A 16066-nucleotide genomic window follows, 5' to 3' on the forward strand; every position below is an offset into this window, starting at 1 on the left:
GAAGAGGGAGAGCATCATGACCCGCATACTGAAAGGCATGCTTTTTGCCACCACCGTGCTTGCTCCGGCAGGCATTGCGATGGCGCAGGAAACGCAGCTAACGATCGAAAGCTGGCGCAATGACGACCTGCCGATCTGGCAGGAGAAGATCATTCCGGCCTTCGAAGCCAAGCACCCGAACATCAAGGTGACGTTCGCACCGATGGCGCCGACCGAATATAACTCGGCCGTCAACGCCAAGCTGGAAGCCGGTACCGCCGGTGACCTTATCACCTGCCGTCCGTTCGACCTGTCGCTCGCCATGTTCGAGAAGGGCCAGCTTGCAGCGCTGAACGATCTTCAGGGCATGGAGAACTTCTCCGACGTGGCAAAGTCGGCCTGGACGACGGACGACGGCGCGACGTCGTTCTGCGTGCCGATGGCCTCGGTTATTCACGGCTTCATCTATAACAAGGCCGCCTTCGAAGAGGTCGGCGTCCAGGTACCGAAGACCGAGGAAGAGTTCTTCGCGGTTCTCGAGAAGTTCAAGGAAGACGGCAACTACATTCCGCTGGCCATGGGTACCAAGGATCAGTGGGAAGCCGCGACCATGGGCTACTACAACATCGGTCCGAACTACTGGAAGGGCGAAGAGGGCCGCAAGGCGCTGATCGCCGGCACGCAGAAGCTCACCGATCCGCAGTGGGTCGAGCCCTATGCGACGCTCGCCAAGTGGAAGGACTACCTCGGCGACGGCTTCGAAGCCCAGACCTATCCGGACAGCCAGAACCTCTTCACCCTCGGTCGTGCAGCGATCTATCCGACAGGTTCATGGGAAATCGCGCCGTTCAAGAGCCAGGCCGATTTCGAGATGGGTGCCTTCGCACCGCCGGTAAAGGCGGCCGGCGACAAGTGCTACATCTCCGACCACAACGACATCGGCATTGGCCTCAACGCCAACAGCAAGAACGCCGATGCCGCGAAGACCTTCCTGTCCTGGGTGGCATCTCCGGAATTCGCGGATCTCTACGCGAACGCCGCTCCCGGGTTCTTCAGTCTGAACAATTCGCCGGTGACCATGCAGGACGAGCTGGCCCAGGAATTCGTTTCCTGGCGTGAGAACTGCGAGACGACGATCCGCCCGAGTGCGGCAATCGTCGGCCGTGGCGATCCGAACCTCGATCTGGAGATGTGGCGTGCCTCGGCCAATGTCATCAACGGTACGATGACGCCGGAGCAGGCGGGCGAAGAAACCCAGAAGGGCCTCGACAGCTGGTACAAGCCGGCGAAGTGAGTATGTTGCCCTCCCCTTGAGGGGGAGGGTCGAACTGCAGGTTCGCGATGGGGTGATCTTGGCCAAGCGCCACGAAAGATCACCCCATCGGCAGCTTCGCTGCGATCTCCCCTCAAGGGGAGGTGAAACCCAACACGACCGGAACCGAGCCATGAGCGACATCGACACAGCCGATCCTGCGATCGCTCCGGCCAAGCGTTCGGTACGCTGGCATATCTGGATCTTCCTGGCGCCAGCCTTCCTCGTCTACACGGCGGTGATGATCCTGCCGCTGATCGAGACGCTTCGGCTTTCGCTTTTCAACGTCGTAGACGGCCAGATGGCATTTGTCGGTCTCGCCAATTTCCAGCGCCTGTTTGGAGATCCGCGCCTGGCGGCAGACTTCTGGAACGCGCTCTGGAACAACGTCGTCTTCTTCATCATCCACATGCTGGTCCAGAACCCGATCGGCATTGCACTGGCGGCCATGCTGTCGCTTCCGAACCTTCGGTTCGCGGCCTTCTACCGTAGCGCGATCTTCGTGCCGACGCTGCTCTCCTTCGTTATTGTAGGGTTCATCTGGAAGCTCATCCTCTCCCCGATCTGGGGCATCGCCCCAGGCCTGATGGACCTCGTCGGCATGAAGTCCTTCTTCTCGCCATGGCTGGGCAAGTCGGAAAGCGCCTTGATCACGGTGTCTCTGATCTCCGTCTGGCAATATGTCGGGATCCCGATGATGCTGATCTATGCGGCACTCCTCAATATCCCGGATGAGGTGCTTGAGGCCGCCGAATGTGATGGCATCACCGGCTGGAGCCAGTTCTGGAAGATCAAGTTGCCGCTGATCCTGCCGTCGATCGGGATCATCTCCGTGCTCACGTTCGTCGGCAACTTTAACGCCTTTGACCTGATCTATACCGTGCAGGGCGCACTCGCAGGGCCGGATGGGTCCACCGACATTCTGGGCACGCTGCTCTATCGCACCTTCTTCGGCTTCCAGAACCAGATCGGCAACCGCCCGATGGGCGCGACGATCGCGACCGTCATGTTCCTGATCATTCTCGCCGGCGTCTCGCTCTATCTCTTCGTCATCCAGCGGCGCATGCGCCGCTATCAATTCTGAGAGGCGAGGATATGTCGAAAGCCCGTTCTTCGATTCTCCGCAACAGCCTGATTCATCTGGCGCTGATCAGCTATACGGTCATCGCTCTGTTTCCGGTATTCCTGACCCTGGTAAACTCGCTGAAGACCCGCAATGCGATCTTCCGTGATCCGATGGCATTCCCGACGCCTTCGACTTTCAGCCTCGTCGGATACGAAACGGTCCTGAAGCAGGGCGATTTCTTCGGCTATTTCCAGAACAGCATGATCGTGACCGTCGTATCGATCGCACTCGTGCTGCTGTTCGGCGCCATGGCGGCCTTCGCGCTGTCGGAATACCGGTTCCGCGGCAACACGTTGATGGGTCTCTATCTCGCGCTCGGTATCATGATCCCGATCCGCCTCGGTACGGTAGCGATCCTGCAGGGCATGGTTGCAACGGGGATGGTCAATACGCTGACGGCGCTCGTCCTCGTCTACACCGCGCAAGGATTGCCGCTGGCCATCTTCATTCTGTCGGAGTTCATGCGAACGGTCTCCGACGACCTGAAGAATGCCGGCCGGATAGACGGCCTGTCGGAATACGCGATCTTCTTCCGTCTTGTCGTGCCGCTGGTGCGTCCCGCCATGGCGACAGTTGCGGTCTTCACCATGATTCCGATCTGGAACGATCTGTGGTTCCCGCTAATCCTCGCGCCAGGTGAGGCAACGAAGACGATCACGCTCGGTGCACAGATGTTTATCGGTCAGTATGTCACGAATTGGAATGCGGTTCTGTCGGCGCTATCTCTCGCCATCCTGCCGGTCCTGGTTCTCTACGTCATCTTCTCGCGGCAGCTTATCCGCGGCATTACTTCCGGAGCTGTGAAGTGAGTTCAGAAAACAAGCCTGTTCGCGTTCTCGTCGCCGGCCTTGGCAACATGGGACGCAGCCATGCGCTCGCCTATCACAGCAATCCCGGCTTCGAGATCGTTGGCCTCGTCAACCGTTCGCAAGTGGCGCTGCCGGAGGAGCTGAGGGGCTACGCGATCCATCCGTCGTTTCCGAAGGCGCTCGCCGAGCTGAAACCGGACCTTTGCGCCATCTGCACCTATTCGGACAGCCATGCGGACTACGCCGTGATGGCGTTCGAGGCCGGCTGCGACGTCTTTGTGGAAAAGCCTTTGGCGACGACCGTTGCCGATGCCGAGCGCGTCGTGGCGGCTGCCAAGGCCGCAGGACGCAAGCTGGTGATAGGCTACATCCTGCGTCACCATCCGTCATGGATGCGGCTGATCGAGGAGGCCCGGAAGCTCGGTCCGCCTTACGTTTTCCGCATGAACCTCAACCAGCAGTCCAGCGGCCCCACCTGGGAAACGCACAAGGCGTTGATGCAGACCACCTCGCCAATCGTCGATTGCGGCGTGCATTATGTCGATGTCATGTGCCAGATCACCGATGCAAAGCCGGTACAGGTCCGCGGCATGGGCCTGCGCCTGTCGGACGAGGTCGCGCCGGACATGTACAACTACGGCCACCTGCAGGTGATGTTCGAGGATGGCTCGGTCGGCTGGTACGAGGCCGGCTGGGGGCCGATGATTTCGGAGACCGCCTTCTTCGTGAAGGACGTCATGTCGCCGAAGGGTTCGGTCTCCATCGTCATGGATCCAAACGCCAAGTCGGACGACATCGACACCCACACAAAGACCTCGGTGATCCGCGTCCACAATGCCGAAACCGGGCCGAGCGGGAGGTTCCTGTCGCCCGACGAGGATCTCGCCATGGCAGGTGAGCCGGGTCACCAGGATCTCTGCGATCTAGAGCAGGCCTACGTGCTCAAGGCTATCCGCGAAGACATCGATCTCGACCGCCATATGAACGACGCCGTTCAGTCGCTGCGTATCTGCCTTGCGGCCGATCAGAGTGTGCGCACCGGCGCACCCGTGATCCTGTAAGCCATTTTTTTAAGGAAGACGCCCTTGGGTTCGCTGCAACTGAAATCCATCCGCAAGGCCTTCGGGGATCACGAGGTGCTGAAGGGCATCGATCTGGAGGTAACGGATGGCGAGTTCGTCATCTTCGTCGGCCCCTCGGGCTGCGGCAAGTCCACGCTTCTGCGCGTCATTGCCGGACTGGAGGATGCGACGTCCGGCAGCGTGCGGATTGATGGAGCGGAGGTCATCAACACCCCACCTGCCAAGCGCGGCATCGCCATGGTGTTCCAGTCCTATGCGCTCTATCCGCACCTGACGGTGAAGGACAATATGGGCCTCGGCCTGAAGCAGGCCGGAACCGAGAAGACGGAGATCAACTCCCGCGTCGCCAAGGCATCCGGCATGCTGTCTCTCGATCCCTATCTCGCTCGTCGTCCCGCGGAGCTTTCCGGTGGTCAGCGCCAGCGCGTCGCGATCGGCCGTGCCATCGTACGCGAACCGAAACTCTTCCTGTTCGATGAGCCGCTGTCGAACCTCGATGCGGCTCTGCGTGTCCAGACGCGGCTTGAAATCGCCGCACTTCACCGGCGCCTCAAGGCGACGATGATCTACGTGACGCACGACCAGGTGGAGGCGATGACGCTCGCCGACAAGATCGTCGTGTTAAACGCCGGGGCTATCGAACAGGTGGGCTCGCCGATGGAGCTCTACAACAAGCCGGCCAACCTTTTCGTCGCCGGCTTCATAGGCTCGCCGCAGATGAACTTGATCGAGGCATCGCGACTGAACGAGCCGGGTGCCAGCACGATCGGCATCCGCCCCGAGCACATCACCCTCTCTTCGGAGAGCGGCGATTGGAAGGGCAGGGTCGAACATGTCGAACATCTCGGTGCCGACACGATTGTCTACATGGATACCGAAAGCGCGGGTCTCGTCACGGTGCGGCTCTTTGGCGAGCACCCTTACGCGCCCGACGACATCGTCTTTGCGACGCCGGACAAGGCGAACATGCATCGCTTTGACGAGAACGGCCGGACGATCTTCGGCTAGCGGTGCCTATTCCGGCACTGTCGAGACAATGGTGTTTTCGAACGAACGCCCGACTCGCCGCAGGTGCTCGTTGTAATTGCGGCGCGTCTGCGGGTCGAAGACGGCGATTGGCGCGTTGACCGTGGCCGTTGCCACCCCACCCACCGTCTGCGCCGTGCCGAGCGCTACGGCGCCTATACGGTCGCCCAGACCCACATTGGAGTCGGTGATCGTCTGGCCGGCGAGAAGACGGGTCCCGATCAGCTGGACGACCTCGGGGCTTTCCGCGAACTTGCCGTGGTTCAGCCGGTCGCCACCCTTCAGCGCCGTCAGGTCGATAACGGAAATGCCTGCATTCTCAAACTTCGTCCGATAGGGCTCAACCGTCGGATCGACCTGGCCCAGCCGGTCGACATTGCCCGAAATTCGCCGTGACAGTTGCAGGGCCCGGTCATCGCGGGAAACGAACAGGGTGAAGTCGGGCCGGTTGGCGCCGAGCGTCCTGTACTGCTGCCCGAAGACATCGACGTCGAGGTCCGGCGAGGCGAGGATGACGTTCTGGATCTTCGGGGCAACGCGGCCGTCGCGAATCGCCATCTGCCGGAGCGCTTCGACCGTCACCCATGAGCCCATAGAGTGCGCCATGACCGTGATCTCGCCGACCTCTGGATCGTCCGCGATGGCACCGAGCATCTCTTCGAGCGCATCGCGGGAATAGTTCGTGCTTTCCTTGTCGTAATTGTAGTCGAAGATCGAGGCGCGTGACGGCCAGGTGAAGAGGATCGGCGCAACGTCGGCACCAGAATCATGGGCGATCTGTGCAAACCGGTAGACGGCGTCTTCGTAGCGGTTGTTGAAGCCATGCACGAAGACGAGCACGCGCTTGCTGGGCGGCAGGTGCCGGTCGAGCCAGCCGCGGGCCTCGACTTCATCTTTTACGGGCGTCACGCGCAGGGTGGCGAATTCCTTGGAGGGATCGGCAGGCAGCCGCTTCGGCCACTGAACCTCGCCGACCTTGCGATTGGCCTCCGGCGGAATAGAGATGGCAATGTCGGTGATTTCCAGCCGATCACCGCGCTCGCCGGAGAACAGGATACCCGGCGTCTGTGACGGTAGCCGGGTCGTTGCCACCAGCATATCGACCTTCTGGCCAGCAGGTGTCGCTGCTGCAGCGGTCGGAATCAGAACGCCCTCGGGTCTTCCGGCACAGCCTGCGAGGCTCGCCACAAGCAGGAGCGGAAGAATGGCCGCTCGAACGCGGGCGGCTGGGCGAGATACAATTGCCATCCGCCCATTCAGAAGGATGGCGCGGAAAAGTCAATTGCCCTGCAGACATGACTTCAATGACGAAGTCGCCAAAGTTCGCGGCTGTTGCAGAATATGAACGATAAGAACGTCATGTGGGGATTTGGTGGAGCTAAGCGGGGAGTAACCTGCCATCAAATTTATCCGTTGAAAATCAGTGTTTATGCGGTATATCAACGCCTGTGGGGTACGTCAACGGGGTACGAAATGGGGTACGCAGCGAGTGGCTAGACCAGCAGGAAACGACCGTCAGTATTTGGAGCAGCATAGAGGTAAGTGGCGGGTAACCGTCGCTGTTCCGAAGTCTCTCCATGTGAAGCTTGGCACTTCTCGCTTGAAACATTCACTGAACACGGACAGCCTGACTATCGCTAATCAGCTCAAATGGCCGATTGTGAATGAGATGCGCGCCCGTATAGCGGAAGCGTTAGATGGTGATGGTGGCTCCGATTTGCGCTCCATTGCAAACGAGTTTCGCCGCCAGCTCAGAAGAGCCGAGAGTGACCGAGAGGTGGACGCAATCGATGCCGGTGTTGCGGTGACGATTGATGCCGTCCTGGGGAAACCTGTGGGGGTTGATGTTGACCCGATCACAGGCGAAGAGGAGCCCCTATTTCAGCCAAGCAAGGTGAGGCAGGCGCAGCAGTTCGCTAAGATGGTTGCTGGGAAAGCTACCCCGCTTGATGAATTTCACGGACAGTACATGGCTCAGCTCAACGTCAAGCCGCGTACAAAGGGTGATGATGAGCGCGCCATTAAGCTTCTGAAACGATGGTGCGATGAGAACAATGTGGAGCCCTTCCTGCAATCGTTCCCGGTTAAGAAGGCCGCAATCCGCTTCGTGGACGACCTTCAGGCATTGGAGCCAAGGCTCTCCCCGGTCACCCTGAATAAATACATCAACCGCCTCTCCCGCTTCTGGCAATGGCTGGAGAAGCGGGAGGAGGTGCCTGTGGATGTATGGCGAGGATTGGCCCTCGCTCCTCCCCCTGTGGCGCATGACGAGAAAGAACGCCCCTTTACCGATGAGGAGATGGTGAGGTTGCTTAAGGGTGACGCCACGCAAGCCATGCATGACCTTATGCGTATCGCTGCCCTCACGGGATGCCGCCTAGACCCCATCGTGTGTTTGCGGGTGAAGGATTGCCGGGACGATGGTGTGTTTGTCTTCAAGCCGCAGAAGAAGGAAAAAACAGAGCGGCTATGTCCTATCCATTCCGACCTAACGGAAATAGTCGAGCGACGGACTAAAGATAGAAACCCGGATGACCCGTTCTTTCCTGAGTGGCCGGGACCGCAGAAGGCAGAAACTAAGCGGGAGCGATCATTCAAAACCTCAAACCAGTTTACGGCCTATGCTCGTTCGATTGGTGTTCGCGAGGAACTGGATGGACGGCGACGGTCGTTGATTAACTTCCACTCGTTCCGCCGCTGGTTCATCACCAAAGCGGAGCGCGCGGGCCAGCTGGAAAGCATCATCGCGGCGGTGGTAGGCCACAAGCGGCAAGGGATGACGCTCGGTGTGTATTCTGCTGGTCCGGCGATTGAGCAGGCTAGGGAGTGTGTCGAGGCCGTGAAGCTCCCCTCGGAGCCCCCAGCGGCATGACGGTCTTTCCGCCTGATCTCGTTGCTCGTCATATACGCAAGAAACACCCAGGTTGCCCGGAGTTCGCCGTGGAGTTTTTGGCCAAGGAAGTCTCAGGCAAGAAATGGACGCCCGGAGTGAAGCTAGGCCGCGCAGTAGGCATCACCATGGACGGCCTCTTGCGTCACCAGATGACGGAATATGAGACCCTATTACTGCATGGGGTGGACAGAGAGGAAGCCCGGAAGCGTGTCCAGCCGCGTGTTGAGGCGATGCTGGGGATATGGAAAACTTGCGTTAGCTCATAATCTAGCCTGTGACCAAGCGCCTCAATGCCATAGTTAATGTGCCCCAAAGACTCGTCACAGGGTTGGCTCTTTTATAGCGGCCACCAAAACTCACGTTCATACCATAAAGCCCATGCGCATTCACTTCCGTCACGTCTAGTACCTCTCCTTGAAAAGAGAGCACTAGCTTGTGCCCCGGTTGGCTGGGCTCCTCGTGTTCGAGGACACTCCCATCTAGATTGGCGAAAAACTCCAAGTCGCCCATATTGGGGCCGTAAGGTCGATCTTCACCCCACAATGCTAGGCCTTGGACATGAAAGCGATCAGGGTGAAATCGAGACCTGCTAACGTGCAATTCAGCACTGTGGCCGTCCAGCCGAATGTAGTGCCCGGTGATTTTCATCGTAAGCGCCTCGCGGTCCTATCCAATAGCCATAACCAAGCTCGTCCAATGACACCGCCCCCAAGCCCAAAGTAAACGTCGATGTCGGCGTACAACTCGTCTCGATACGCCCTCACCTCTGCCACCATGTAGTTCTTACTCTGCCGCGTGGTTCCATCGTACTGATCGTGATGATCGAGACACAGATAGGCCAAGTTCTCTTCATTTGGATTTTCTGAGTTCCTATCCAGATGAGCGATCTGCCCCCTTTTCATCGTCATGTCTCGATGAAGACCAAAGCATATGCAGCAGCGGCGGCGTGATTTCATTATCACACTCACTTGAACGGCTTGAGAGATTGGCTTGCGCACTTAAGGTCCTAGCCTGCTTGGAGCCAAGCAAGAGCCAGAAGCGCGGTCGCATGTAGCGTTGGCTTTAGCAGTAGTAGGAAGCCGACTAGGTAGACTAATGCGACAGCTAGACGCATCCGGAACCGAGTGTAATCAAGGAACCGATATTTGACGAAAGCGATGTCACGGGCGAAATTCGGGGCTGCCGAGTAAAACGGCTGGGTCCAGACCCACTGTGCACGGACGTTGTTCCAGATCGACCGCGCAAGCTTAGTAAAGTCTAGATATCCGCTGCCCAGCATCACTTCTGGGGCACCATCAACATCATCATCGACGGCTTTATAAAGTTCCTCCATAAGCCCATGAAATTCAGAGCCTAGCTCATCAGGGAAATCAGGGGTGTTTCCTGCATCGTCGTCGGATGATCGCAGTCCGGAAAATCTAAGGTCAAGGAGTGTCCGAAAGTCGTCTTTTGCAATGACAGGCGCGTTGATCGATGGCGCGTTGATTACGTATCGATCGATATTGGGTTCGCTTCCGATTTCGCGGGGGCAGAAAATCGCAAAGAGAAAAGACCCCACGCCGAGGAAGCACAGCCCGAAATAGGTGTAATAAAGGTTTCGCGGTGACAGTGACGGACCTGACTGTAATCCTAGGTCCTCCCTAAGAAAGTTAGGCAGTGTCAGCAGGCTCTCCGTGTACTGGTTGAAAAGAAGGAAGAAACCAACCAAGGGAATGAGGACAGTCAACTTCATAGCCGAAGTCGTCCCGACCTTGGCCAGGAGTGACCATCGTATAACGTGAGATACCTTGATGGCCCATAGGCGACCGACCCCCCTTGCCCCCATTGCGCGTCCGCCCGTGTTCTTCAATAAACCACTACTGGCTGCCCCTCTATTTCTTGGGCAACCCACCACACTTTGCACACATCTTTTCTGAGTGCCACTGTCGAAAACAAGTAGACACCCCGACAAAGGCGTATCGCCAGATTAAACGTCGGCTCGAGTTGGCTCGGCCACCATCCTGTAAACAGTAGAGCGCGCTACGTTGAACCGCTTGGCCACCGCCATTGGCTTGTCGCCAGAGGCCAAAGCCGCCCTAATGGCCTCGCCATCCACCGTCACAGGGCGTCCCTTGTAGCGTCCTTCCTCCTTGGCCTTGGCGATACCTTCGAGTTGGCGCTCCTTCCTGAGGTCGGTCTCAAACTCAGCAATCGCGCCCAGCATGTTGAACATGAGGCGTCCGGTGGGCGTCGTGGTGTCGATGTTTTGCTCAGTGGCAATGAGGTCCACGCCCTTTGCCTGTAGCTCTTGGGCGATGGCATGGAGATCGGGCACAGAGCGGGCTAGACGATCGAGGCGCGTAATAACCAGGGCGTCACCCTTACGAGCAAAACGGATGGCCTCAGCTAGCTTTGCACGGCCGTCTCTGCTGGTCCCGCTGGCCTTCTCGATAAACACCTCTTCCGCTCCATGGCGGTTTAGGATGTCCACCTGGGCTGCTTCATTCTGGCCAGTAGAGGAGACGCGAGCGTAACCGATTTTCATGAGACACCTTCTGTCCGATAAGGTCTAAGATGAAGTCGGAATAGTGTCTCATAACTCAGATGTCAACTCATATCGGACGGATTAAACTCCAGCGTCGACGTCCGCAGTGGCTATACCTTATCGGACAGCGGTGGCATCACCAGCCATCAAACGTGCGGCGAACGCCTTGCCCGCTTTCGTGAGGTGAAGCACGGGCGACTTTGCACCCAATGGTCCCACTCTCTGGATGACGAGGCCGAGCCCAGGTTTCCCATGGCGGTTGTTGGCCGATAGCGCGTGAACGTTACGGGAGATGGACGACTGGCTAAGGCCCAGTATGTCGGGGAGGTCGCGCTGCAAGAGCCCCTGCCGCATGGCAATGGCCAGGAAGACCGAGGCTGTCTGCATCGGCATCTCGGAACGAAGCTCACGGAAAACCTCAAGCCGCTCGAACAGTTCACGTAGCCCACGGATGCGCTTCGGCATCACTCGGTGTTCCGTCATCGTTTCCATTGGTGCCCCTTATGCGTGACTGGAAAGATGCAGGGCGGCGGCGCAAGGTCAAGACTTGAACATTGGTGATGGGGGCGGTAGCCGCGCCTATGCGCCCGCCTGAGCTATTCCGTGCGCCCCTAGGGGCACGGGGGTACGCGCCCGAGCATTACTATCGATTGCCGCCTCGGATTTTTTCGGGAATTAAAGACTTAGGTCGTTTTGCCCAGAACCTTCGGGTTTGCAGTCACGAAGTCCAGTCCACAATCCGCAAAATCAGCATCGTCTGACACAAGGACGTAATCGTTTGCCAGGCAATGCTCTCTTATTATGATATCCGAGAAGTCAATCGTGCCGCTTCCAGCCTCCGTGATGAACTCTGCCATCAAGCAATCAGTTCGGACAGCGGGCTCATACTCGCAGTGATCAAGAATACCAAGACAAGTGTCCCGGACGGTCTCCATAAACTCTTTGAAGTCCTCGCCCTGCCTTCGTCGCTTAAAATGTCTTTTCGGAGGGTCGTCCTCATACTTGAGGTCGTACTGGATACGGCAAGCCCGATTGAAGTATTCCCCCAGAACATAATCGTTCACAACAATTGTGTTGTCGCTCTTCAAGAGGGACAGATAGAAATCACTGTAGCAGCTCGTGTAGGCTTTTTGGCGCGGGTCATAGCCGTCAATGAATATCCACACGTTGGTGTCGAACATTACTTTGCGACCAGAAAACGAGCAGCTCTTCTTAGCGTCAAATATCGTCGGCATGGTGTCCCGCATTGCTAGCGAATGCTTTCTCCACTCGCGTCGTGTCCCGAAAATATTCCTTTGCTCGATCCACAACGAGCCTCAAGCGGCTAATGTGCCAAGGCTCAAAATCGACTGGATCAGCTAAGTGCTGTCTTATAATCGTTTCTGAGAATTCACCGTAAAGCTGACCTACTGCTGCATTAAGAAATGCCGTAGTCATTCGAGTGATGCCCGAAAATGAAAGCACGACTCGATCTCCATCAAGAACGCCCTTCCGAACATGCTCATAGACCTTGTGCCCATCCGTAGCTGATACACATATTCCTCCTCCCACTATGGAAGAGATTGGTACTGTTACGTTTCGCATCGTCTTCACCATATGTTGCGGTGGTCGGTGGACGCTTTGAGGTCGTACACGTTCCTGTCGGATGTCAGTATCTCCATTATAACGACCGTTCCCGGAAAAGGTTTGGGCATTCTAGCCTTAGTTAAGCGCGTTCCCGTCTGCGTCCAAAGACCGGCACTTGAAGCTACCATTAGCTTGCCGTTATTCTTCGCGATGAACTCCCGCAGGAGCTTTAGTCCAAGCCCTCCTGGCACATAGCCCTGGCGGGTCGTATTGTTATTTTGCATTGCCCAATCTATCGCATCTTCCGGCGAAGAATATGTGATGCCCGAAGCTCGGAGTGAGCCATCAACGCCCCGCCCTCCATCGGAGATCGCGAACGCAAGCCGCTCAGCCCGTGGAAAGAATTGACCAGCAGCCACTACGTTGATCTCTGACTTCGAATGTAGCGCGCAATTCGCAAATAGCTCGTCCAAACCCTCAAAGAATTTGCCGACGAGGGCCTGAGACATCCTTGGCATTTCTCGCCGCGCCAGATGCTTCCTGGAGTAGTCCGCAAATTCGATCTCTTCATCCAATCCGAATGACGTCACCGGAATGGTCGTATGGTAAGAGTCTTCGGCTTTGCGCGCGAGCATCCCATTTTTCCGCAGGATGAGACTAACATTATCCGCGAGCCCGGTAAGAGATATACTGTTTGATTGGGTACGACTATGGTTCATGACCGTCATGAAAGGAGCGGCAAGGTGTGCATCGAACCATCCGAGCTTGGTGCAATCAATTTTGATTTCGGCGGCTGAATAGGGTGATAGCGCAGCATGCAGAGCGGCAAGGGCTTCAATACTGCTAGCCTCGGTTCGTAGCTGGTACGCCCCAAATGGTATCACGACCTTTTCCAAGCAAGCCCCGCATCATGTCTCGACCGCAACACCATTATGACGATTTGGGACGCGGGGGCAAACCCACTATTCGGGGCGGTTCGGTTCGGTGGTAGCTCATACACTACTTTCTGAACTTGCACCTCGGGTCGGCATCGCTAGCACAATTCATCAGCGCGGGGTCCGCTTTTGATAGCTGGAGTAGCTATCGAGCCCGATACCCCCGATCTTCAAAGCGGCCGCAAAGGGGCTAGGGCCGGTTGCCCAAGGCATGGAGTTGATGCGGTCCTTAGCTTTCGCCTTGAGGCCGTCCATCTCTCGGCTGAGGTTCTGCGTGATGAAGCCGCTGTTCTGCGAGATGCGGTCCTTGGCCATGGCCTCCTTACCGTAAACGTCCGCTAGCAGAGCATCGACCGAGAGACCGGCGACACCAGCTTCACCAGCAGCGGCCATGGTAGTGGCTCGGGCGGCTCGGGCTTCACGGGAGAGGTCTTGCTTCTGGACTGCGGTGGCATCCTCTTCCTGGATTTGCCGGGTTTGAACGTCGGCATATTCCCTGACGAGGTTGGCATTAGCGGCCTTCTGGTTCTCGCGGACCATATCGTTTTGCGCCTTGGCCTGCTGCTGGGCACCTACAAACCCCATGCCAGTCTGTAGAACACCCAACGCGCCGCCTAGAAGTGCTAGTGGATTACACATCGGTCATTCCTAAATTTAATGGCCTCTTGGAAGGGATGCTCGCCGGGACCAGGGCCGATGATCGCACCGACGAACTCAAAGCCACAGCTCCGCAACCAACGCCTCCGTACCGGAGCCCGGCAGTCGATGAAGCTGGAGAGGATGGCGTACTTACGAAGAAACACAGAAACAAACTGGCGGGCCTCTCTGAGTAGCGAGGTCTTGCAGGTGTCGAGGTTGTCGCTGCCGATGAACCAGAGGTGACCCACGGTGTCGTCCCTCGGATTAGGGACAGTACCGAACATTAGAACCGGATTGCCGGATTGATCCTCGGCGGTCAGGCAGAGGTCGGAATGGGTAAGTACGCTGTTAAGCGCAGCTTCGGCGGATGGTGAGCCGGAAGCCATGACGCTCCCGAGGTCTTCGTTTCGAAGCCTTGGGGCGAGATAGGCAACATCCTCCGGGACCGATGGTCGGACTGAGAGGTCAGCTAGTCGATATGGGATGGCTGGTGCGGGGTTCATGAAAATCCTTGCAGTTGTCGCATACAGAATGCCTCGCTCAATGGATGAGCGTTGCGCTGTGGGATGAGGATGATGGGGGGATTGTTGGGGGGGGGGGGGGCTGGCCTGGAGCCATACATAAGTAATGTTTGGGGGGCGGGGGAGAGGCTCCCTCCTATGGTGAGGGGTAATTGCTGACTGATGGCACAGCGGTCCGCGCGCATCTCATTGAAGCGGTTGATGTAGGCTTCCTTGAAGCGAGCAGCGAGGGAGCCGGTGTAGCCCATGACGAGGAACGTGAAGCCGTCCTTGGTCATGTTGTAGGAGGGTTTGAGCCGCCCCCTTTCGTCGTAATATTCAATGGGCTGAAAATTCAGCCGATTAAAATTCTCACTGCATTCCAGGTTCTGAATACCCTGCAACACGTTCTTATGAAGCCGCCCGAACAGCGCGGCCACATCGCGGCTGTTGGTCATGGGCTTGCCGGACTGGAGAGCCTTTGGGCCAGTGAAGCCCATCGCTAATAGCGTGAAGCCGTCCTTGGTCATGTCGAAGGAGCGGACCATCTTACGAGCTTGTGGATGGTGGTCCGAGCGTTCGAAAAATAGGCCACTCAGATTTGAGGAACCCGAAATCAAGGCCAGCAGGTTATCGATATCACGAAGCACGTTATCGTGCCGCTTCTCAAAGACATCAGCCAAAGCGCGGCTGTTACAGACGGCCTGCCCCTTCTTCATGGAGACGGTTGAGGCTACGAGGGTGATGCTGTTGGTCATGGGGCTGGAACGCAAGCGAAGCACGGACCATGCATAAGTAATGTTTGGGGGGCGGGGGAGAGCTTCCCCTCCTATGGTGGGTGGTAATCAACCTCCCCCGCTCATCTCCTCGAAAAACAAGCCATGATGCATTTCACGAACACTTCGGCCGTCCCCTCGGTACCGGCCAGCTGCCGCGTTGGTGGCAAGCACATTGGCAATCTCATTCTGAGGATGACCGGCGTGTCCGCGAACCCATTGCCAGTGGACGACCCTAGTGCCCATGGCTATGTCTATGGCTTCCCATAGGTCGCCATTTTTAAGGGGCTTGGAGCCGTTCAACCAGCCAGCAGCTTTCCATCTTGGGAAGCTGGCGGAGGTCATGGCCTTGAATATCATCTCATTGTCAGTCACGACCAAGGCCGGTGTCGCTAATTCCTTGGAGATCGCAGAAAGTCCTTTGAGGACTGCGGTCATTTCCATGCGAATATTGGTCGTCTCCGGTCGCTGGTAGCCCGCGAGTGCAGCCTGCCGGATAACTCGGTCACCCTCACGGAGCTGGAGAAGGACACCCCATCCGCCGCGTCCCGGATTGCCTGGGCACGACCCATCGGTGAAAATGGCGTAGTGACGGCCTGCTGTGACAGCGGAGAGATCGGGGGAAGCTGTGGTTGTCATGGTTTTCCTATCGGTTGTTGATTGCGCATTGGCGCTGGAAAAGAAAAACCCCCGGCCCGATTGGACCGAGGGTGTGGTGTCTGTTGACGTGAGGTGATTACCGCCGTGGGTCTCGCGGACTGATGGATGCCGAGAGAAGCTGAGCAACCTCATTGAGGTTCTGGAATGGCAGCAACCGAGCCACCGTGCGAACTTCCTGTTGGAAGAACTGCTTGCACTGGGCCAGCCCCCAGCAACACCTAGGACCTTCGAGACGCCTT

At 57.5% G+C, this 16066-nt stretch carries 18 protein-coding genes; 7 read left to right on the forward strand and 11 right to left on the reverse strand.

Features of this window, described 5'->3' with window-relative positions:
• The first annotated feature begins 16 nt into the window (after positions 1 to 16).
• The 5 genes from LH464_RS11850 to LH464_RS11870 all read left to right on the forward strand — a co-directional run bounded on the left by LH464_RS11850 (position 17) and on the right by LH464_RS11870 (position 5316).
• The gene (locus LH464_RS11850; protein ID WP_226786587.1) at positions 17 to 1273 is read left to right on the forward strand and encodes an ABC transporter substrate-binding protein; all 1257 of its coding nucleotides are present in this window, start codon (positions 17 to 19) and stop codon (positions 1271 to 1273) included.
• Between the two features lie 151 nt (positions 1274 to 1424).
• Positions 1425 to 2375: a carbohydrate ABC transporter permease gene (locus tag LH464_RS11855; protein WP_226786588.1), complete on the forward strand. Its 951-nt coding sequence runs from the start codon at positions 1425 to 1427 to the stop codon at positions 2373 to 2375.
• Positions 2376 to 2386: 11 nt separating this feature from the next.
• Positions 2387 to 3226 carry a carbohydrate ABC transporter permease gene (locus LH464_RS11860; protein WP_226786589.1) on the forward strand — a complete coding sequence of 280 codons (840 nt, stop codon included), beginning with the start codon at positions 2387 to 2389 and terminating at the stop codon, positions 3224 to 3226.
• Positions 3223 to 4287 (forward strand): Gfo/Idh/MocA family protein, encoded by a 1065-nt coding sequence (locus LH464_RS11865; RefSeq protein ID WP_226786590.1) that lies wholly within the window; start codon positions 3223 to 3225, stop codon positions 4285 to 4287. The genes LH464_RS11860 and LH464_RS11865 overlap by 4 nt, the downstream gene beginning before the upstream one ends.
• A 24-nt stretch (positions 4288 to 4311) precedes the next feature.
• Positions 4312 to 5316, forward strand: coding sequence for an ABC transporter ATP-binding protein (locus tag LH464_RS11870; protein WP_226786591.1), 1005 nt, complete (start codon positions 4312 to 4314; stop codon positions 5314 to 5316).
• Between the two features lie 6 nt (positions 5317 to 5322).
• On the opposite strand, the gene LH464_RS11875 is transcribed toward LH464_RS11870, so the two are convergent.
• Positions 5323 to 6582, reverse strand: a complete 1260-nt coding sequence (locus LH464_RS11875; RefSeq protein ID WP_226786592.1) for an alpha/beta hydrolase — start codon at positions 6580 to 6582, stop codon at positions 5323 to 5325.
• Positions 6583 to 6934: 352 nt separating this feature from the next.
• Between LH464_RS11875 and LH464_RS11880 the strand changes: the two genes are divergently transcribed.
• Complete coding sequence (locus tag LH464_RS11880) at positions 6935 to 8206, forward strand: tyrosine-type recombinase/integrase (protein ID WP_226786593.1); 1272 nt, start codon at positions 6935 to 6937, stop codon at positions 8204 to 8206.
• A complete protein-coding gene (locus LH464_RS11885; protein ID WP_226786594.1) occupies positions 8203 to 8493 on the forward strand; it encodes a DUF2293 domain-containing protein in 291 nt (96 codons plus the stop codon). The genes LH464_RS11880 and LH464_RS11885 overlap by 4 nt, the downstream gene beginning before the upstream one ends.
• Positions 8494 to 9233: 740 nt before the next feature.
• On the opposite strand, the gene LH464_RS11890 is transcribed toward LH464_RS11885, so the two are convergent.
• The 10 genes from LH464_RS11890 to LH464_RS11935 all read right to left on the reverse strand — a co-directional run bounded on the left by LH464_RS11890 (position 9234) and on the right by LH464_RS11935 (position 15806).
• Positions 9234 to 9959: a hypothetical protein gene (locus LH464_RS11890; protein ID WP_226786595.1), complete on the reverse strand. Its 726-nt coding sequence runs from the start codon at positions 9957 to 9959 to the stop codon at positions 9234 to 9236.
• A gap of 234 nt (positions 9960 to 10193) precedes the next feature.
• On the reverse strand, positions 10194 to 10751 hold the full coding sequence (locus tag LH464_RS11895; RefSeq protein ID WP_226786596.1) for a recombinase family protein: 558 nt from the start codon (positions 10749 to 10751) through the stop codon (positions 10194 to 10196).
• Positions 10752 to 10868: 117 nt separating this feature from the next.
• Entirely contained in the window at positions 10869 to 11243 is a 375-nt protein-coding gene (locus tag LH464_RS11900; RefSeq protein ID WP_226786597.1) for a MarR family winged helix-turn-helix transcriptional regulator, read from the reverse strand.
• A 191-nt stretch (positions 11244 to 11434) separates the two neighbouring features.
• Positions 11435 to 11932: a type II toxin-antitoxin system VapC family toxin gene (locus tag LH464_RS11905; protein ID WP_226786598.1), complete on the reverse strand. Its 498-nt coding sequence runs from the start codon at positions 11930 to 11932 to the stop codon at positions 11435 to 11437.
• A 37-nt stretch (positions 11933 to 11969) separates the two neighbouring features.
• Positions 11970 to 12347 (reverse strand): STAS-like domain-containing protein, encoded by a 378-nt coding sequence (locus tag LH464_RS24840; protein WP_390624968.1) that lies wholly within the window; start codon positions 12345 to 12347, stop codon positions 11970 to 11972.
• On the reverse strand, positions 12341 to 13213 hold the full coding sequence (locus LH464_RS11915) for a hypothetical protein (protein ID WP_226786600.1): 873 nt from the start codon (positions 13211 to 13213) through the stop codon (positions 12341 to 12343). Before LH464_RS11915 ends, LH464_RS24840 begins: the two co-directional genes overlap by 7 nt.
• 150 nt (positions 13214 to 13363) lie before the next feature.
• Positions 13364 to 13891, reverse strand: a complete 528-nt coding sequence (locus LH464_RS11920) for a virion core protein, T7 gp14 family (protein ID WP_226786601.1) — start codon at positions 13889 to 13891, stop codon at positions 13364 to 13366.
• Positions 13876 to 14277: a hypothetical protein gene (locus LH464_RS11925; protein ID WP_226786602.1), complete on the reverse strand. Its 402-nt coding sequence runs from the start codon at positions 14275 to 14277 to the stop codon at positions 13876 to 13878. Before LH464_RS11925 ends, LH464_RS11920 begins: the two co-directional genes overlap by 16 nt.
• Before the next feature lie 113 nt (positions 14278 to 14390).
• Complete coding sequence (locus LH464_RS11930; RefSeq protein ID WP_226786603.1) at positions 14391 to 15149, reverse strand: Rha family transcriptional regulator; 759 nt, start codon at positions 15147 to 15149, stop codon at positions 14391 to 14393.
• An 87-nt stretch (positions 15150 to 15236) separates the two neighbouring features.
• Positions 15237 to 15806: a ribonuclease HI gene (locus LH464_RS11935; RefSeq protein ID WP_226786604.1), complete on the reverse strand. Its 570-nt coding sequence runs from the start codon at positions 15804 to 15806 to the stop codon at positions 15237 to 15239.
• Positions 15807 to 16066: the final 260 nt, after the last annotated feature.

The sequence above is a fragment of the Pseudorhizobium xiangyangii genome (assembly GCF_020531965.1).
Classification (GTDB): domain Bacteria; phylum Pseudomonadota; class Alphaproteobacteria; order Rhizobiales; family Rhizobiaceae; genus Neorhizobium; species Neorhizobium xiangyangii.